The following is a 17,080-nucleotide window of genomic DNA, read 5'->3' as shown; positions in this document are numbered from 1 at the left end:
ACCATAGCGGTCTGACTTTTCGGGCATAGGATTGGCACAACTGCGACTTATGCAGTCCAGTTGTGTTTTTCCTCTGATCCCCGGGGTTAAAAGCTGCTGTCTCTGTGCGGGTAATTTGGCCGGAGAGAGTAGTGCCCATTTCACGTAGCAGCAAGGAAGCTATCAAGGTTGCCGGGGCCCTGACGATAGTTTACGGAGTCGCCCTGGGGCTCGACTGGGACAAGCCGTATTGGGCTGGCTTTGCGGTGGTGGTGTGCAGCCAGATAAACCTCGGCCAATCCATCAACCGCGCCTTTATGCGAATAGGCGGCACCATTGTTGCACTGCTGGTGTCCTGGACGATTTTCGGAATTTTTCCCCAGGACCGCTGGCTCTTTATGATCGCCTTGTCCAGTTGGGTCGGGATCTGTATTTACTTCCTGCAGGAATCAAAATTCGAATATTTCTGGACCGTCGGAGCATTCGTTACCCTGGTTTTATGGGATGCGACCGGCGGTGACTTTTCCCTGACGTTTGAAAAGGGAATCCTGCGGATACAGGAGACGCTGTTAGGTGTCGTTGTCTACAGCCTTGTTGCCGTCCTGATATGGCCCAACCGAAGTCGACCGGAGCTGGATAAAGCATCAATCGAGCTCGCGGAACAGCAATGTGAATTCAGCAGCCGTTGTTTTTCCAAAATCTACGACCGGCACAAGACCAGGGATCTTTCCCAGCAACGCCTGGATCTAATACAGGCGGATGCGCAGTTGCGCAGCGCCATAGAGGATGCCAGCGTTGACAGCTATGAAATCTGGGAGTCCCGTCGGCAATGGCGTCACTATGGCAGCCGGGCAACAGTGGTCACCCAGGCATTGCTGAAGTTCGAGGAGAGCCTGGCAATAACAAAACGGCTTTATATACCGGATTTCCTTCCAAATATAAAGAACCTCTCCAGGGAATTGGGAGTGTGGTTCACACAAATTTATACTTTCTTCACCCAGAATAAAAAGCTAGAGTTTCCCGGAAGTTCAAAAGGTCATACAATAGAGGAAAATATCAACAAGATAAAATCCCTGCCCACCTTCGAGGCAGCAGCCTTATCAGTTACTTACCTGAGATTAAAAAAGCTTGAGATAGACACCCGATCTCTTGGCCGCTCTATAGTTGATATCAGTGAGCCGGGAAGCTCATATTTAAAATATCCGGACGAAACCAAAAGCAACTGGTTTTCATTTTTTATGCCCACTCCCGATAGGATTGCCACAGTAATTCGCGCTGTTTTGGGCATATGGATCGCCTATCTCGCGTATATCTATATTCCCGATCTGGTTGATGGTATGTTGGTGATAACCCTTACCGGGGTTATGGGGGCTTTGATGGCTACAAAACCCATGTCAAGCCTTTCCGTGCAATGCTTAACTACAATTTTAGCCTGCATGGCTGCCGCACCTTTATATTTCTTTCTATTTCCAAAGCTCTCCAGCTATTTTGCATTGGGTCCAATACTATTTCTATGGTTTTTTAGTGTTGGTTACTTTTCTGATTTGTTTTTTAAAAGCCAGCCTTTCGTAAAATTAATGGCTTTGCTTTTTTCGCAAAATGTATTCAATTTAAGTAATCAACAAGAATACAGTTTTCTTGCTGTTTTGGATTTGGTTTTCGCAATTTTAATAATTTTTTCCATACTTGGGATAGTGAAAAATATACCGTTTTCACTAATTCCGGAAAATAAATTCAGGCAGATTATAAGGCGCTTTTTTGCTAGTGCTGCTTATCTGCTCTCAGACAAAAATTTTACGCCTGTATCAAAATTTAATTTTTTACGGCGATTAATTATTCAGTACCACATCAATGTGGTTCTAAAAACCAGGGAGACACTTAAATATTGGGTAAACGGTATCGATGTAAAAGATACAAATTCCATGACCGAAGAACAGCTGCGTAAAATAGTTAAGCTGGTTATCCTGCTTGGCAATCAGGTTAATACTTTTTATGAGTTGGATAGAAATAGAGGCCCTTTAATAGCATCAAATAAAATCGCCAATGAGGTTCTACAATGGAGGGCGCTTACCAGTCAAACAATGTTGAATTTATCGTCCAGTAAAGCAGATTTAGATACTGAGCGACTTAAGGAGCAGTATGCCAAGCTTTTTAAAAGTGAAACTTTTTCCACTGATAAATTATTCTTTAACGCTAAAGATGATCCCGGTGAGCACGGTAAGATAATCAAATTTCTGTATTTTCTGGGTATTACTCAGTATATCAATATTTTTTTATTGGAAGTACTTGAATTATTCAAAGAAATTAATTGGGACGAATTTTGCCAGCCTAGATTTTTTAACTTGAATGAGGCGGCAAAGTGAATAGTGTACCCCACGAATTGGCAATAGGCGAGGTCTATTTTTCACCACTGTTGTTGTCTGGTCTTCTGGGATTGCTGGCAGCGTTATTGACTGCACGCAGTTTGGACCGCTATCGGATTTCCAGATACTTTGCAAACCCTCCTGCCGCTATTGTTGCGATGAGCGTCATCTATGCAATTGTGATAGGAAAGGTTTTTGTGGGTATTTAGCAATGCGCTTTTCAAAGAAATATATGTTAACAGGAGGTCTGATTCTTATTGCACTGCTGATGTTGCTCGCACAGCTGTGGAATTATTTAAAAAATCCCTGGACCAGGGATGGCCAGGTGCAGGCGGAGGTTATCCAGATTACACCGAGAGTGTCAGGGCAGATTGTGGATCTGCCTGTCAAGAATAACCAGTTCGTCGAGGCGGGAGACCTGCTGTTTCAGATAGACCCGCGCTCCTTCGAGGCGGCATTGGCGGAAACCAGGGCGGAGTACGAGGAATCCCTCGATACCTATGAGGCGCAGAGACAAAATGTCTTTGCCTACGAGGCCAGGGTGCGGGAGTCCGACGCAGCGGTAGAGCAGGCGCGCAGCAATATCAAGGCGCTGGAGGCGGAGGTGGTCAAGGCCAAAGCGGAATTTGAACGTCAGCAACAATTGTTACCGCTGCGCGCCACTTCACAAAAGTCCCTGGAAGCCGCTCAAGCCGAGTACGACTCATCGGTGGAGAATCGCATCGGTGCGGAGGCGGCGCTGGTGGAATCCCAGGCTACCTCCGAGCAGTCCAGGGCGGAGTTGGAGCAGGCCAGGGCTCAACTCGGGGCGCTCGGGCAGAATAACCCGAGCCTGAGGGCAGCGCTGGCCGCTTTGCGCCAGGCGGAACTCAACCTGGAATATACCACCGTGACCGCGCCCGTATCCGGCTATGTGACCAACGTGGACTTTCGTTACGGCGACCAGGCGGTGGCCAACCAGCCCGCAATGGCGCTGGTGGATTCCAACAGTTACTGGGTGGACGGCTACTTCCGGGAAACTTTTATTCGCCGTATTGCGCCCGGGGACCGCGCCGTGGTGACACTAATGGCCTATCCGGACAACCCTCTGGAAGGCTATGTGGACAGTATCGGCTGGGGCATAGCGCAACAGGATGGGACCGCCGGTAACGACCTGCTTCCAGAAGTCAACCCAACCTTCGAGTGGATTCGCCTCGCCCAGCGGGTGCCGGTCCGAATTCATTTGACCAGGGTTCCTCCCCCCGTCAGGCTCATAGTCGGCTTTACCGGCTCGGTGTTCGTTATGGGCGGCACGGCGGATGCCGATAAAGCCGATAAAAAAGATGAAATGGCGCCGGAACCCTGAATCGCGTTGTTGGGCGGTTTCGCGCTTTTTCGCATTTGCGGGGGTATTTTCCCTGCTGGCGGGTTACGGCTGTATGCTGGGCCCGGACTATCATCCCCCCCCCGTGGCCGTCGAGGATTTTTGGATGTACCGCGACGACAGCGGCATTGACACTTTAGATGCGGTCAATCCCCTCTGGTGGGAGTCGGCCTTTTCCGATGCGCTGCTTGACGACCTGATCGCAGGGGCGATAAGCCAGAATCTGGAGCTGAGATCTGCCGCATTGCGGGTATTGCAGGCCCAGCAGCAACTGGCCATATCCATCGGCAATCAGTATCCACAGTTGCAGCAGATTACCGGATCCGCAGAGCGCTCAAAAGGTCTGGACGAGCCGGGAGTGATCGAGAACGAATTCAGCCTGGATTTTAACCTCAGTTGGGAGCTGGACATGTGGGGCCGGCTGCGGCGCCTGGTGCAGTCCGCGTCCGCGGATTTCGAAGCCAGCATGGCCGACTACGACGGGGTTCTGGTCTCCCTGGTGGCGCAAGTGGCGCAGACCTATATCAACATCCGTACTACCCAGCGGCGTCTGGAGGTCGCCGAAGAAAATATTCGCCTGCAGCGGGAGAGCCTGCGGATCGCCACGGTGAAATTCGAGGCGGGGGAGGTCAGCGCACTGGATGTGGAGCAGGCCCAGACATTGCTGAGCAATACCCAGGCAACTGTACCGGATCTGGAGATCACGCTACAGCAGCTGAAAAATACCCTGGCGATACTGCTGGGCGAGCCTCCGCACCATCTCAACTACCTTCTCGGCGGTTTTTCCGGGATACCCACTGTGCCAGCCCGTATCGCGGTGGGTATGCCCCAGGATTTGCTGCGGCAGCGCCCGGATATTCGCCAGGCAGAGCGATTACTGGCTGCGCAGGCGGCACAGATTGGTGTCGCCAGGGCTGAGCTTTACCCCACTTTTTCCATCGGTGGGTCCATTGGCACCCTGGCCATGGACGCGGGGAAACTGTTTGAAGGGGAGAGCGAGACCTGGGACCTGCTGTTTGATTTTGAGTGGAATGTCTTCAACTACGGCCGGCTGCGCAGCAATGTGCGACTGCAGGACGCAACTTTCCAGCAGCTTCTGGCAGACTACCAACAGACGGTTTTACAGGCCCAGGTAGACGCGGAAAATGCAATTGTTGCCTACCTAAAATCCCAGCAGCAGCTGATTTACTATGCCAGGGCCGCAGAGGCCTCCAAGGAATCGGTGAACCTGTCTCTATCCCAGTACACCAATGGCCTTATAGAGTTCAACACGGTTATCACAACCCTGACCTCGGATGTCACCCAGCAGGACACCCTGGCGGTGACCCAGGGCCTGGTGGCCAGCAACCTGGTGCAGATATATCTCTCGCTGGGGGGTGGCTGGCAGATACGGGAAGATCGTACGCCCATCGAGCTGCTGCCGGAATCGGTCATTGAGGAAATGCAGAGGCGCACAGGTTACTGGGACAAATGGCTCCGGTAGTGGGTCCAGTCCGCGGGCAGCGGTCTCCAGCGGGGATATTGGGGTCGCAAGGCCCGGTTGAGTAAAGCCGGCAAAGGCTTTTGTCAGCTGATTGTCAGTGGGGCCTGTCCATTTTATTTTCCTGTGGCCATAGCTCGGCAATGTGGGTAGGGAAGAAAGCCATCGCCACTATGAATAGGTGGGTGTGGCGTTAAGCTGTACAGCTTTTGTTCGCCTGATCAAAAGCGTTATTTCACGCCATTTTAGAGGTCCATGTGCGTCCCGGGCCGGCTGGAGAAAGCGACAGTCCCGCAGGGCTTTTTGGCCGCTAAAAACACCTAAATTTTGTCTCCCGATGCCCATGCCGGCCGCGGCTGGTCTACTTTTCAAGCAGGCCCAGCGCAAATTCAAGGAAGCCCTAAATGAAACCCCAGCCTTCCCATGAAACCCCCTACGACCAGTACAACCACGATATCCCTGAAGATAAGATGCCTGCGGAGGGGGTTGCCCCCCGGACCGCTGAGGCCATGGTCAACGCCGAGGCTTGGACCGACGCCCAGCCGGCCATGAACCTGTCTTCCTTTGTTACCACCTTCGACGAACCGGAAGCGGAACAGGTGGCACTCCGCAATTACCTCAAAAACTATATTGACCACGACATGTACCCGCAGCTTTTTGCGATGGAGAAGCGCATGGTGCGCTGGTTGCACAGCCTGTGGAACGGACCCGCCGATGTCACCCCCTACGGCACCGCCACCATAGGTTCATCCGAGGCCTGTATGCTGGCCGGTTTGGCGCACAAGTGGAACTGGCGCCAGGCGCGGGAGAAGGCCGGCAAAGACGGCAGCAAGCCGAACCTTGTCACCGGCGGCAATGTGCAGATAGTGTGGAAGAAGTTTATGCGCTATTTCGACGTGGAGCCGCGCATAGTGCCGCTAAAGGTGGGGGACTACCGCTTGACCGCCGAGCGACTGGATGAGTTTGTGGATGAAAACACCACCGCGGTGGTGGCCATCGCCGGGCAGACTTTTACCGGCGAGGACGATGATTTTGAAGGTATCCACAAATGGCTGGACGACTATGAGGCCAAGACCGGAATCTCAATCCCCCTGCATATCGACGGCGCTTCCGGCGGCTTTATCAATCCCTTTCTCTACCCGGATTACAAATGGGATTTTCGCCTGCCGCGGGTGCAGTCCATCAACACCTCCGGGCACAAGTACGGGCTGGTGCCTCCGGGGCTGGGCTGGGTGATCTTCCGCGATGACAAGGTGTTCAACGAAGACCTGATTTTCTATGTCAACTATCTGGGCGGTGAGCAGCCCACCGCCACACTGAATTTCAGCCGCGGCGCGGCGCCGGTGGCCCACCAGTACTACAATTTTCTCCGCCTGGGATTCTCCGGCTACAAGGATGTGATGCAGCGCACGGTGGACAATGCGGACTGGCTGCGCAAGGAGCTGGTGGACAGCGGTTTCTTCGAGATTATGAATAAAACCCAGCGCATTCCTGTGGTGGCGCTGACCCTGAAGGACGGCCTCAACTTCAATGAATACGATGTGTCCGCCAAGGTGCGGGAGCGCGGCTGGGTCCTGTCCGCCTATTCGATGCCGCCGGATGCGGAGTCGGTCAACACCCTGCGGGTGGTAGTGCGGCCGCACCTGAACCGGGACAGTGTGCATATCCTCCGCGACGATATTGTCAACGCCTGCGAGTGGTTGAAGCAGCATGGGGGCAATGCCACACCACCCAAGCTGCACGATCACACCAAGGTATCACCCAGTAAGTGTTAGCGGCGGGGTAGGGCTATCGCCATTTCCTGCAAGCGGCTGAAGAGCTGCTTGCAGGCCCCGCCAGCCAATCCCTGATCCGGCAATATAGGGCACTGGGGGCTGCGAATATAATCTCCAGCCTAGCAGGTTGTTGAGAAAGCCCTCCCTGGCTTCCCTCAACCCGGGTTTGCGGCTCATGTCCGCAAACCCTCCACGACAAATCAAGCAGTTACATGCTTGATTTGCGGCCCGAACATCCCTGTTCGGGACAGCAGGCTGCTGAAAAGGACTTTTTCAACAGCCTGCTAGTGCTTCCGGATCTGCTGTCGCCGACGCTGTTGCCGAACTTCTATCCGACATCCCCAGGCCACTGAAAAGCCCTTCTTCAGCAGCCCGCCAAAATCCTCTCCCAGTCCTGTTGTTCAGTGTTCTCCGTTTCGCAGTCGCAGATTAGCGGCCAGAGTCGCTGTGCCGAGGTCGCCAACCACCGGACCACTGCGAGTTACGCCCAGATTTTGGCAATTGTGTTTAATTTCGCCGGGAAGTTTCTGGTAAACTGCCCGGGTGGAATACCCCATAGCCGGTTTCCACCGGCTTGGGCTTCTTGTCCTGACGGAGCCCGGGGGCGTCGTTCAGGCATCCCCCCAGCCATAGTGAGATGGTCTGGCAACCAGATAGCTTGCCCAACTAACAAAATGAAAAGGCTCCAACCGGATAGATCCGGCATCACTGGAGCGGATAGTCATGCGGTCTTTGGTAGGGACCGCCACTGAACAGAAGGAAGTACCATGCCTGTAGTCACCCTCCCTGACGGCTCCCGCCGTGAATTCTCCCAGCCGGTTTCGGTATACGATGTGGCCAGCGATATTGGGGCCGGCCTGGCCAAGGCCGCACTCGCCGGCGTGGTCGACGGCACAGAAGTCGATACCAGCTATGTTATAGAGCGGGACGTGCAACTGGCCATCGTCACCGACCGCCAGCCGGAGGGGCTGGAAATCATCCGGCACTCCACCGCCCACCTTTTGGCCCAGGCGGTCAAGCAGTTGTACCCGGGTGCCCAGGTCACCATTGGCCCGGTGATCGAGGACGGCTTCTATTACGATTTCGCCTACGAGCGCCAGTTTACCCCGGAGGACCTGGAAAAAATTCAGCGGCGTATGGAGGAGCTGGCGAAGCAGGATATCCCCGTCAGTCGCCGGCTGATGCCGCGCAGAGAAGCGGTGCAACACTTCCGTGAAATGGGGGAGGAGTACAAGGCGGAAATCATCGCCAGCATTCCCAGTGATGAGGATATCTCCCTGTATCGCCAGGGGGACTTTGAAGACCTGTGTCGCGGCCCCCACGTGCCCTCCACCGGCAAGTTGAAGGCATTCAAGCTGACCAAGGTGGCCGGCGCCTACTGGCGGGGTGACGCCAACAACGAGATGCTGACGCGGGTTTACGGCACCGCCTGGGCCAGCAAGAAGGACCTGAAGGCCTACCTGCACCGTATCGAGGAAGCGGAGAAGCGGGATCACCGCAAGCTGGCGAAGAAATTTGACCTCTTTCATATCCAGGAAGAGGCGCCCGGCATGGTGTTCTGGCACCCCAACGGCTGGACCATATACAGCACCATCGAGCAGTATATGCGCCGCCGTCAGCGCGAGTACGGCTATAAAGAGATCAAGACCCCGCAACTGGTGGATTTCAGCCTGTGGCGCAAATCCGGCCACGCGGACAAGTTTGGCGACGATATGTTTACCCTCACCAGCGAGGAGCGCCAGTTTGCCATCAAGCCCATGAACTGCCCCTGCCATGTGCAGGTGTTCAACCAGGGGCTGCGCAGCTACCGGGATCTCCCCTTGCGCCTGGCCGAATTTGGCTCCTGCCACCGCAGTGAGCCATCCGGCTCCCTGCACGGCCTGATGCGCGTGCGTGGATTCGTACAGGATGACGGTCACATTTTCTGTTCGGAAGACCAGATCCAGTCGGAGGTTTCCGACTTTATGGACCTGCTGCATTCGATCTACAGGGACTTTGGCTTTGATGACGTCATCTACCGCCTCTCCACCCGCCCGGACAAGCGCGTGGGCTCCGATGAGAGCTGGGACAAGGCGGAGAAGGCCCTGGCCCAGGCGCTGGACGCCGCCGGTCTGCCCTGGGAGGAGCTGCCGGGGGAGGGGGCCTTCTATGGCCCCAAAATCGAGTTCTCACTCAAGGACTGTCTCGGGCGGGTCTGGCAGTGCGGCACCATTCAGGTGGATTTCTCCATGCCCGGCCGCCTGGATGCCCAGTATGTGGCCGAAGACGGCTCCCGCCAGGTGCCGGTGATGCTGCACCGGGCGGCACTGGGGTCCTTCGAGCGCTTTATCGGCATACTGATAGAGCATTACGAAGGGGCCTTTCCCACCTGGCTGGCACCCCAGCAGGTGGCCATCATGAACATTACCGACCGCCAGGCCCCGTACTGCCGCGACCTGGAGGCCCGTCTGGGTAGTTTGCAATATCGTGCCACAGCTGACTTGAGAAACGAGAAGATCGGCTTTAAAATCCGCGAGCACACGCTTCAGCGTGTCCCTTATCTGTTGGTGATCGGCGATAAGGAAGTGGAGAGTCAGACGGTCGCCGTTCGGACACGCAGCGGTGAGGACCTGGGAACCATGACTTTTGAGTCATTTCTGGAGATCCTCGAGCGGGATGTGGGTCGCTATGGCCAATCCGGCGACGATAGCCAGAGCTGACTTTATTTGGGTAACAGGAGACGACAACTATTAAACGAGAGAGTAAGGGGCGGTCCAAGAAGGCCCGCATTAACGACCAGATAGAGGCATCCCAGCTACGCCTTATCGGCGCCGATGGAGAACAGGTGGGCATTGTTTCCCTGGAACAGGCGCTCGAGGCGGCCCAGGAGGCCAGTCTGGATCTCGTTGAAATTGCCGCGGACTCCGATCCCGTGGTCTGTAAGATCATGGACTATGGCAAGCATGTATTTGAGGCCAAAAAGGCCAAAAATGCTGCCAAGAAGAAACAAAAGCAGCAACAGGTCAAGGAAATGAAGTTCCGGCCGGGCACCGATATCGGTGACTACCAGATAAAGCTGCGCAACCTGACCCGTTTCCTGGAGGCGGGTGACAAGGCGAAGGTTTCCCTGCGCTTTCGCGGCCGTGAAATGGCCCACCAGGAACTGGGCATGGAAATGATGCAGCGCATCGAAAAGGACCTGGAAGAACTGGGTACGGTCGAGCAGAGACCCAAGCTGGAAGGCCGGCAGATGATTATGGTCATCGCGCCGACCAGGAAGAAGAAGTAGGGATCGGAGAATCGTCTCCGCTCCCACTGGAGAAGTGATCGGGCGACGGCTGCCTACTCACTCTCAATCCGCCGCCGGATATGCCGGCGGTAATCAAGTCCTGGCCCCACGGGGCTGTGTTTTTTACTGGAGTACAAAATGCCGAAAGCAAAAACCCATAGTGGCGCCGCCAAGCGCTTCAAAAAGACGGCTGCGGGCTATAAGCACAAGCACGCCAACAAGAGCCATATCCTCACCAAAATGACCACCAAGCGCAAGCGCCAGCTGCGTGGTACTCAGACCATGAACAAGTCTGACGCCGGGTTGGTCGACCGCATGCTGCGCGCCAAGTAATTGGTCCCCTGCAGAGAAAGAGTGCATAGTTTTAAGAGGATAGAATCATGGCCCGTGTAAAACGTGGTGTAGAGGCGCGTCGTCGTCACAAGAAAATTCTGAAGCAGGCCAAAGGCTACTATGGCGCGCGTTCGCGTGTGTTTCGCGTAGCCAAGCAGGCGGTTATCAAGGCCGGTCAATACGCTTACCGCGATCGCCGAGTCAAGAAGCGCAACTTCCGCGCCCTGTGGATCACGCGTATCAACGCCCAGTCCCGCGCTGAAGGTTTGAGCTACAGCCGCCTGATCGCCGGTCTGAAAAGGGCGGATATTGCCCTGGACCGCCGCGTACTGGCGGATCTGGCTGTCTACGACAAGGCCGCATTTGCCGCCGTAGTTGAAAAAGCCAAGGCAGCCCTGGCCGCCTGAGTTGTACCTCAGCCGAATAGCTGAGATAGAAATAGGGAAGGGTTGTAATGGCCCTTCCCTATTTTTTTGTCCGGTATCGCTTGAGGCACCGCCGCCCCAAGGAAATGACTATCCGGCTTCCACCGGGCGCAGACCGGTGCACGCCATAGCCATAGAAGGAAGGCGGATTGCGAGTAATCGCGTGGGAATTCAAGGGCGATAACCCCATTGCTGAGGCATCATCTATGGGTTTGCCGGGTTTATAACGTCAATAGAATTGAGTTGGGAACAGTTCGATGCAAAATTTGCAGCCCCTTGTGGATCAGGCGCTGGCGCTGGTCAGGCAGGCTGACAGTCTGCCGGTACTGGATCAGGTGAGAGTCGATTACCTCGGCAAAAAAGGCCACCTCACCGCCTTGCTGAAAGGGCTGGGCCAACTGTCCGCGGATGAACGCCCCGCGGCTGGCGCAAAAATCAATGAAGCCAAGCAGCAGGTGCAGGAATCCATCAACGCCCGCCGCACAGAGATGGAGCAGGCGGCTATCGCCGCCAAGCTGGCCGAGGAGAAAATCGACGTGACTCTGCCGGGTCGGGGCACCCGCCAGGGCAATGCGCACCCCGTGACCCGGACAATGAAGCGTATAGAAGAGCTGTTCGTCCGGCTCGGCTTCTCGGTAGAGAAGGGACCGGAAGTGGAAGACGACTATCACAATTTCGAGGCGCTCAATATACCCGCCCACCACCCGGCGCGGGCCATGCACGATACCTTCTATATCGATCCCTCCACGGTGCTGCGCACCCATACATCCCCGGTGCAGATTCGCACTATGGAAAAAACCGCACCGCCAATCCGGATTATCTGCCCCGGTCGCGTATACCGCTGCGATTCAGATCTCACCCACTCGCCCATGTTCCACCAGGTAGAGGGGCTGGTAGTGGACAGGGGCGTAAGTTTCGCGCACCTAAAGGGCTGTGTGGATCAATTCCTAAAAGCGTTTTTCGAAGCCGATGTACCGGTGCGGTTTCGCCCGTCCTATTTCCCTTTCACCGAGCCCTCCGCCGAGGTGGATATCCAGTGCACCGCCTGTGGTGGTGAGGGTTGTCGCGTCTGTTCCGGCACCGGCTGGCTGGAAGTGATGGGTTGCGGCATGGTGCACCCGAATGTGTTTGCATCCTGCAATATCGACAGCGATGAATACTCCGGATTCGCCTTCGGTATGGGTGTGGAGCGTCTCGCCATGCTGCGCTACGGCGTCAACGATTTGCGCCTGTTTTTCGACAATGATCTGCGCTTCCTCCGGCAGTTTTGATGCCAGTCGGGAATTTGATGCCGGTGGCGGTGAAGCGAGCCACTGGGCGGCCGGCGCTAAACAGAGCGCTGCGGGAACGGACAAAGAGAACCTATTATGAAATTCAGTGATTCCTGGCTGCGGGAATGGGTAAACCCGAAACTCACCACTCAGGAACTGGCCGATCAAATTACCATGGCCGGCCTGGAAGTGGATGGCGTAGATGCGGTTGCGGGTGACTTCTCTGGAGTGGTCGTCGGTGAAATCGTCGCCTGTGAACCCCACCCGGATGCGGACAAGCTGCGGGTTTGCAAGGTGGCCGGCAACCCCGACGGAGAAATGCAGGTGGTGTGCGGTGCTCCCAATGCCCGTGCCGGTATCAAAATTCCTTTTGCTCTGGTGGGCGCCAGGCTGCCCGGTGATTTCAAGATCAAAAAAGCCAAGCTGCGCGGTGTCGAGAGCTTCGGTATGCTCTGCGCACAGACCGAACTAGCACTCGGCGATGACAGCGATGGGCTCTGGGAGCTGCCCCAGGACGCCCCGGTGGGCAGGGATCTGCGCGAGTACCTGCAACTCGACGACAACGCCATCGAAGTGGACCTGACACCCAACCGCGCTGACTGCCTGAGCATCGCAGGAATCGCTCGCGAGGTTGGTGTTCTGAACCGCTGTACTGTGCAGGGCCCGGAAATCCACCCGGTTGCTGCGCAGATAGACGACAGTCTGCCGGTATCGCTGTTGGCCGAATCCGCCTGCCCCCGCTATGTGAGTCGTGTGATTCGCAATATCGACATCAGTGCCCAGACACCGCTGTGGATGCGGGAACGCCTGCGCCGGAGCGGCCTGCGCAGTATTGATCCGGTGGTCGACGTCACCAATTACGTGTTGCTGGAACTCGGCCAGCCCATGCACGCCTTTGATCTGGAGAAGCTTGCCGGAGGTATCAAAGTGCGCATGTGCGCCGCCGGGGAGGAGCTGACCTTGCTGGATGGCCAGAAAGTCGCTCTGCAGGAAGGCACCATGGTGATTGCCGATGAGGAAAAGCCACTGGCGATGGCCGGAATCATGGGCGGGCTGGACACCTCGGTGACAAAGGGCACCCAACATATCCTGTTGGAGAGCGCCTTCTTCAGTCCCTTGGCCATTGCCGGCAAGGCCCGTTCCTACGGCCTGCACACCGATTCTTCCCACCGCTTCGAACGCGGTGTGGACTACCGACTGCAAGAGCGGGCCATGGAGCGCGCTACCCAATTGCTGTTGGAAATCGTCGGCGGCCAGCCCGGGCCTGTGCACCTGCGCGAACTGGTCGAAGTAATGCCCGCCGAACGCCGTATCCACCTGCGCAGGGCCAGGGTAGAGGCGGGGCTGGGCGTTGCGCTTACAGATGAGCAGATCGTCGATATCTTAACCCGCCTGGGCCTGGAGCTACTGGAAAAGACCGCCGACGGCTGGTCTTTCGCCGTACCGAGTTTCCGTTTCGATATCGCCATCGAGAGCGATCTTCTGGAAGAACTGGCGCGGGTCTACGGTTACAACCGAATCCCCAGCGTCAGCTTCTCCGCTGCGCTGGATGTCCTGCCCCAGCAGGAGTCTGCAGTCAGTGGGGATGCACTGCACCAGACCCTGTTGGCGCGCGAATATCATGAAGCCATCAGCTTTAGTTTTATCGATCGCGCGACGGCCACCTTGTTCGATCCCGGGGTGGAGCCGGTAGCCCTGCAGAACCCTATCAGTGCTGACCTGGCGGTGATGCGCAGCTCCCTCTTGCCGGGATTGTGCAAAGCCCTGCAGTACAACCTCAATCGCCAGCAGGGCAGGGTGCGCCTGTTTGAGTCTGGCCTTCGCTTCGTTCCCGATGGTGGCCAAGGCACCGAGGGGCTGCATCAGGAGCCGATGCTGGCGGGCCTAATCTATGGCAGCCGCGATGAGGAAAACTGGACCGGCGACAAAGACCTGGTGGACTTCTACGATATCAAGTCCGATGTCGAGGCGTTGCTGCGGCACTACAAAGGCAACGCCGACGAGTTCCGCTTCGTCGCCGGCACTCACCCGGCCCTCCACCCCGGCCAGTGTGCTCAGGTACTGCGAAAAGACCGGCCCGTGGGTGTACTGGGCGCCCTGCACCCGCAACTGCAAAAGCAGTTGGACCTGCCCAGAAGCGCGTTTGTGTTCGAGTTGAGCCTGGAGGCCCTGGGCGAGGCGCATCTGCCCAGCTTCCAGCCGATGTCCAGGTTTCCAGAGGTGCGCCGCGACCTGTCCCTGCTGATTGACGCCCAGGTGGAATCCTCCGACTTGGTCGAAACAGCTGTCGAAACTGCCGGTGAAACCTTGACCGACCTCAAGATTTTTGATGTCTATCGGGGCAAAGGTATTGATTTCAATAGAAAAAGTGTCGCTTTGGGGTTGACGTTTCAGCATCCGTCGCGCACCCTTAACGATGACGAAATCAATACCGCGGTGGATGCGGTATTCGAACAATTAAAACAAAAATATAACGCCAGTTTGCGCTAGTCGGTGGCGAGGTATCGGAGCGCAGGCTGCCCAATCCGCTGGAGCAGCGGGTTGGGGTACCCCAGAGCGTCCGCTACCGGGAGGCAAGCCGCCATGATTTAGGCTTCCGATCTGGAGTCGACGCCCAAACCTGTGGGCAGAAACCGATGACAGAAGCACTGACCAAGGCCGGACTCGCCGAAAAACTGTACGAACAGCTGGGTTTTAACAAGCGCGAGGCCAAGGAGATCGTCGAGTACTTCTTCGAGGAGATCCGCGACTCGCTGGAAAATAACGAGCAGGTAAAACTGTCCGGTTTCGGCAACTTCGATCTGCGGGACAAAAGCCCGCGGCCCGGCCGCAACCCCAAGACTGGTGAGGAGATCCCCATCTCCGCGCGACGCGTCGTGACGTTCAAACCGGGACAAAAACTCAAGGCACGAGTAGAAGAAAATGCTGGAAGCAAGTCACAATAGCGAACTACCAACCATTCCCGGTAAACGCTATTTCACCATTGGTGAAGTGAGCGAGCTGTGTGCGGTAAAGCCCCATGTGCTGCGGTACTGGGAGCAGGAATTTCCCCAGCTCAGCCCTGTCAAGCGCCGCGGCAACCGCCGCTACTATCAGCACCAGGACGTCATTCTTATCAGGCAGATCCGTGCCCTGCTGTACGAAGAGGGCTACACCATTGGCGGAGCCCGTCTGCAAATGGAATCCGGTGGTGAGAAAGTTGACAAAGTGCATCTGCAAAAGATCCTGCCCCAGCTCATTGCCGAGCTGGAGGACGTGGCCCGTTTGCTGGAGGCCTGACCCCCGTGGATCAAAACAGGTGAATATGGGCTTGCAATCCCCGGTCACTGCTGTATGATTTGCGCCTCGAAGCAGTTCGAGCCCTTTAAAATCAAGTACTTAGGAAAGTTTCTGAGAGCTGATTTTTCCTTGTCGGAGTGTAGCGCAGCCTGGTAGCGCACCACACTGGGGGTGTGGTGGTCGTCGGTTCAAATCCGGCCACTCCGACCATTCAAAGCCTTATGCCATGCGGGTTTCAGACGAGTTCTCGCATTGAGCGTACAAAAACCACCCCTCAAGCGTACAAAAACCCCGTACAAAAACTCTCAATCACTTCCGATTGAGCAGTTTGGAATCTATATTGATCCCCACATTCACGTATTCTCTCTCATGCCCTGAGAGGTAGAAGTTTTCGGTGATTTCTGCGTCAGTATGGGCGCAAATTTCAGCAATAGCCTCCGGGCTGTGACCTGACTTCTTCAGTAGATGTGAAGCCAATGCTCGGACTTCATGGAAGGTTGGCCTGAGTTTTCTAGCCTCTTCAGCAATTTACGGCCCTCTGGCGCATCGCCAGATTGACCGGGGAACAAGGAAAAGGTCAGCGCAGTGCGGTCATCTGCCGCTACCATGTGAATCTTAGTTGACCATCCACGTCTTGATTTTCCAATGGCTTGTGGGCCGTTTTTTTTAATGCGCCTGTGCCGTCTGGATGGACTTGAGTGATCGTACTGTCCAAAGAAACTTCATCCACTTGAATGTTGATCACATCGGCATCTTGAAGGACACCAAAGACATGATCCAATACACCATTTTTAGCCCAGCGATTTACACGGGTGTAGATGCTGTGCCAATTACCAAAGTGCTCAGGCAGCCCTCGCCACTTACAACCATGCTCAGCCACGTACAAAACAGCGTTTATGACCTGGATATTCGGTATTTTGACGTTACCTCGCTGTAAAGGCAGCAGGTGTTCGATAATTTTGAACTGCTAAAAGTTATTCGGTAAAAGATAAGCTCTCCGACTATTTTAAGGGCTCAAGAAAATAGCTGGGAAGATGACAGAAGCACAAAGATTCAGATGCTCATAAAGGGTGCGTTGGATGAAAAATAAATACTGGAATACAATACAATAGCCTGAACTCAGGCTGTTTATTTAAAGGGAAATTCAAGATGTTAAACTATAATCGATTAATAGTCTCGGTTTCAAGTAATAACTGCAATTTCGTTACGCAGAGAGTAAATCTGCTCGCTGCCCCATCAATAGTTCGTTTGGCGATCGACAACCCCTCGTCTTTCTCAGACGGTCGTTGAGTCGATCCATCACTGCTTGCACCTCTTCATCCGTGACTTCATTGAAGTCAGTGCCTTTAGGAAAATACTGTCGGATTAGGCCGTTGGTATTTTCGTTGATCCCACGCTCCCAGGAAGCATACGGATGAGCGAAGTAGACATCGGCGCCAAGCCCATCGCCAATTTTTTCGTGCTCCGAAAACTCCAAACCGTTATCAAAGGTAATGGTTTTGACCTTCGATTTCAGGGCCTTCATGCCCACAACAGCTGCCTCT

14 protein-coding genes, 1 tRNA gene and 1 pseudogene are annotated in these 17,080 nt (G+C 55.3%); 14 read left to right on the top strand and 2 right to left on the bottom strand.

Annotated elements, in window-relative coordinates; translation table 11 throughout:
• The first annotated feature begins 131 nt into the window (after positions 1-131).
• The 14 genes from ABVT36_RS05960 (at position 132) to ABVT36_RS05895 (ending at position 15,746) form a co-directional block, all read left to right on the top strand.
• Entirely contained in the window at positions 132-2,342 is a 2,211-nt protein-coding gene (locus ABVT36_RS05960) for an FUSC family protein (RefSeq protein ID WP_368455728.1), read from the top strand.
• Entirely contained in the window at positions 2,339-2,551 is a 213-nt protein-coding gene (locus tag ABVT36_RS05955) for a DUF1656 domain-containing protein (protein ID WP_368455727.1), read from the top strand. Before ABVT36_RS05960 ends, ABVT36_RS05955 begins: the two co-directional genes overlap by 4 nt.
• Before the next feature lie 23 nt (positions 2,552-2,574).
• Positions 2,575-3,687, top strand: a complete 1,113-nt coding sequence (locus ABVT36_RS05950; RefSeq protein ID WP_368455726.1) for an HlyD family secretion protein — start codon at positions 2,575-2,577, stop codon at positions 3,685-3,687.
• Positions 3,665-5,188 carry an efflux transporter outer membrane subunit gene (locus ABVT36_RS05945; RefSeq protein WP_368455725.1) on the top strand — a complete coding sequence of 508 codons (1,524 nt, stop codon included), beginning with the start codon at positions 3,665-3,667 and terminating at the stop codon, positions 5,186-5,188. Before ABVT36_RS05950 ends, ABVT36_RS05945 begins: the two co-directional genes overlap by 23 nt.
• Before the next feature lie 401 nt (positions 5,189-5,589).
• The gene (locus tag ABVT36_RS05940) at positions 5,590-6,960 is read left to right on the top strand and encodes a glutamate decarboxylase (protein WP_368455724.1); all 1,371 of its coding nucleotides are present in this window, start codon (positions 5,590-5,592) and stop codon (positions 6,958-6,960) included.
• Between the two features lie 767 nt (positions 6,961-7,727).
• On the top strand, positions 7,728-9,659 hold the full coding sequence (thrS, locus tag ABVT36_RS05935; protein ID WP_368455723.1) for a threonine--tRNA ligase: 1,932 nt from the start codon (positions 7,728-7,730) through the stop codon (positions 9,657-9,659).
• A gap of 29 nt (positions 9,660-9,688) precedes the next feature.
• The gene (infC, locus tag ABVT36_RS05930; RefSeq protein ID WP_367152116.1) at positions 9,689-10,228 is read left to right on the top strand and encodes a translation initiation factor IF-3; all 540 of its coding nucleotides are present in this window, start codon (positions 9,689-9,691) and stop codon (positions 10,226-10,228) included.
• 138 nt (positions 10,229-10,366) lie between these two features.
• On the top strand, positions 10,367-10,561 hold the full coding sequence (gene rpmI / locus ABVT36_RS05925) for a 50S ribosomal protein L35 (RefSeq protein WP_020413351.1): 195 nt from the start codon (positions 10,367-10,369) through the stop codon (positions 10,559-10,561).
• 47 nt (positions 10,562-10,608) lie between these two features.
• Positions 10,609-10,968 carry a 50S ribosomal protein L20 gene (rplT, locus tag ABVT36_RS05920; protein ID WP_367152101.1) on the top strand — a complete coding sequence of 120 codons (360 nt, stop codon included), beginning with the start codon at positions 10,609-10,611 and terminating at the stop codon, positions 10,966-10,968.
• A gap of 275 nt (positions 10,969-11,243) precedes the next feature.
• The gene (pheS, locus tag ABVT36_RS05915; RefSeq protein ID WP_368455722.1) at positions 11,244-12,257 is read left to right on the top strand and encodes a phenylalanine--tRNA ligase subunit alpha; all 1,014 of its coding nucleotides are present in this window, start codon (positions 11,244-11,246) and stop codon (positions 12,255-12,257) included.
• Positions 12,258-12,353: 96 nt separating this feature from the next.
• The gene (gene pheT / locus ABVT36_RS05910; protein ID WP_368455721.1) at positions 12,354-14,747 is read left to right on the top strand and encodes a phenylalanine--tRNA ligase subunit beta; all 2,394 of its coding nucleotides are present in this window, start codon (positions 12,354-12,356) and stop codon (positions 14,745-14,747) included.
• A 146-nt stretch (positions 14,748-14,893) separates the two neighbouring features.
• Positions 14,894-15,202, top strand: coding sequence for an integration host factor subunit alpha (gene ihfA / locus ABVT36_RS05905; protein ID WP_367152096.1), 309 nt, complete (start codon positions 14,894-14,896; stop codon positions 15,200-15,202).
• On the top strand, positions 15,180-15,536 hold the full coding sequence (locus tag ABVT36_RS05900; protein ID WP_368455720.1) for a MerR family transcriptional regulator: 357 nt from the start codon (positions 15,180-15,182) through the stop codon (positions 15,534-15,536). The genes ihfA and ABVT36_RS05900 overlap by 23 nt, the downstream gene beginning before the upstream one ends.
• Positions 15,537-15,669: 133 nt before the next feature.
• Positions 15,670-15,746: transfer RNA gene (locus tag ABVT36_RS05895), tRNA-Pro, on the top strand.
• A gap of 302 nt (positions 15,747-16,048) precedes the next feature.
• On the opposite strand, the pseudogene ABVT36_RS05890 reads toward ABVT36_RS05895, so the two are convergent.
• Both ABVT36_RS05890 and ABVT36_RS05885 read right to left on the bottom strand, forming a co-directional pair.
• Positions 16,049-16,494 (bottom strand): annotated as a pseudogene (locus ABVT36_RS05890) (IS5 family transposase); the annotation flags it as partial.
• A 246-nt stretch (positions 16,495-16,740) separates the two neighbouring features.
• Positions 16,741-17,080, bottom strand: a 340-nt coding sequence (locus ABVT36_RS05885; RefSeq protein WP_368455719.1) for an IS30 family transposase, incomplete at its 5' end; no start/stop codon positions are given.

This window comes from Microbulbifer sp. TYP-18, from assembly GCF_040932045.1.
Classification (GTDB): Bacteria; Pseudomonadota; Gammaproteobacteria; order Pseudomonadales; family Cellvibrionaceae; genus Microbulbifer.
The sequence above is the reverse complement of the archived record's forward strand: the minus strand, read 5'-3'. Positions and strand labels throughout refer to the sequence as shown.

Bases quoted from the DNA above. Each gene is read 5' to 3' on its own strand.
- ABVT36_RS05950 (WP_368455726.1), top strand. From the start codon at position 2,575: ATGTTAACAGGAGGTCTGATTCTTATTGCACTGCTGATGTTGCTCGCA.
- ABVT36_RS05945 (WP_368455725.1), top strand. From the start codon at position 3,665: ATGAAATGGCGCCGGAACCCTGAATCGCGTTGTTGGGCGGTTTCGCGC.
- ABVT36_RS05940 (WP_368455724.1), top strand. From the start codon at position 5,590: ATGAAACCCCAGCCTTCCCATGAAACCCCCTACGACCAGTACAACCAC.
- thrS (WP_368455723.1), top strand. From the start codon at position 7,728: ATGCCTGTAGTCACCCTCCCTGACGGCTCCCGCCGTGAATTCTCCCAG.
- rpmI (WP_020413351.1), top strand. From the start codon at position 10,367: ATGCCGAAAGCAAAAACCCATAGTGGCGCCGCCAAGCGCTTCAAAAAG.
- rplT (WP_367152101.1), top strand. From the start codon at position 10,609: ATGGCCCGTGTAAAACGTGGTGTAGAGGCGCGTCGTCGTCACAAGAAA.
- pheS (WP_368455722.1), top strand. From the start codon at position 11,244: ATGCAAAATTTGCAGCCCCTTGTGGATCAGGCGCTGGCGCTGGTCAGG.
- pheT (WP_368455721.1), top strand. From the start codon at position 12,354: ATGAAATTCAGTGATTCCTGGCTGCGGGAATGGGTAAACCCGAAACTC.
- ihfA (WP_367152096.1), top strand. From the start codon at position 14,894: ATGACAGAAGCACTGACCAAGGCCGGACTCGCCGAAAAACTGTACGAA.
- ABVT36_RS05900 (WP_368455720.1), top strand. From the start codon at position 15,180: ATGCTGGAAGCAAGTCACAATAGCGAACTACCAACCATTCCCGGTAAA.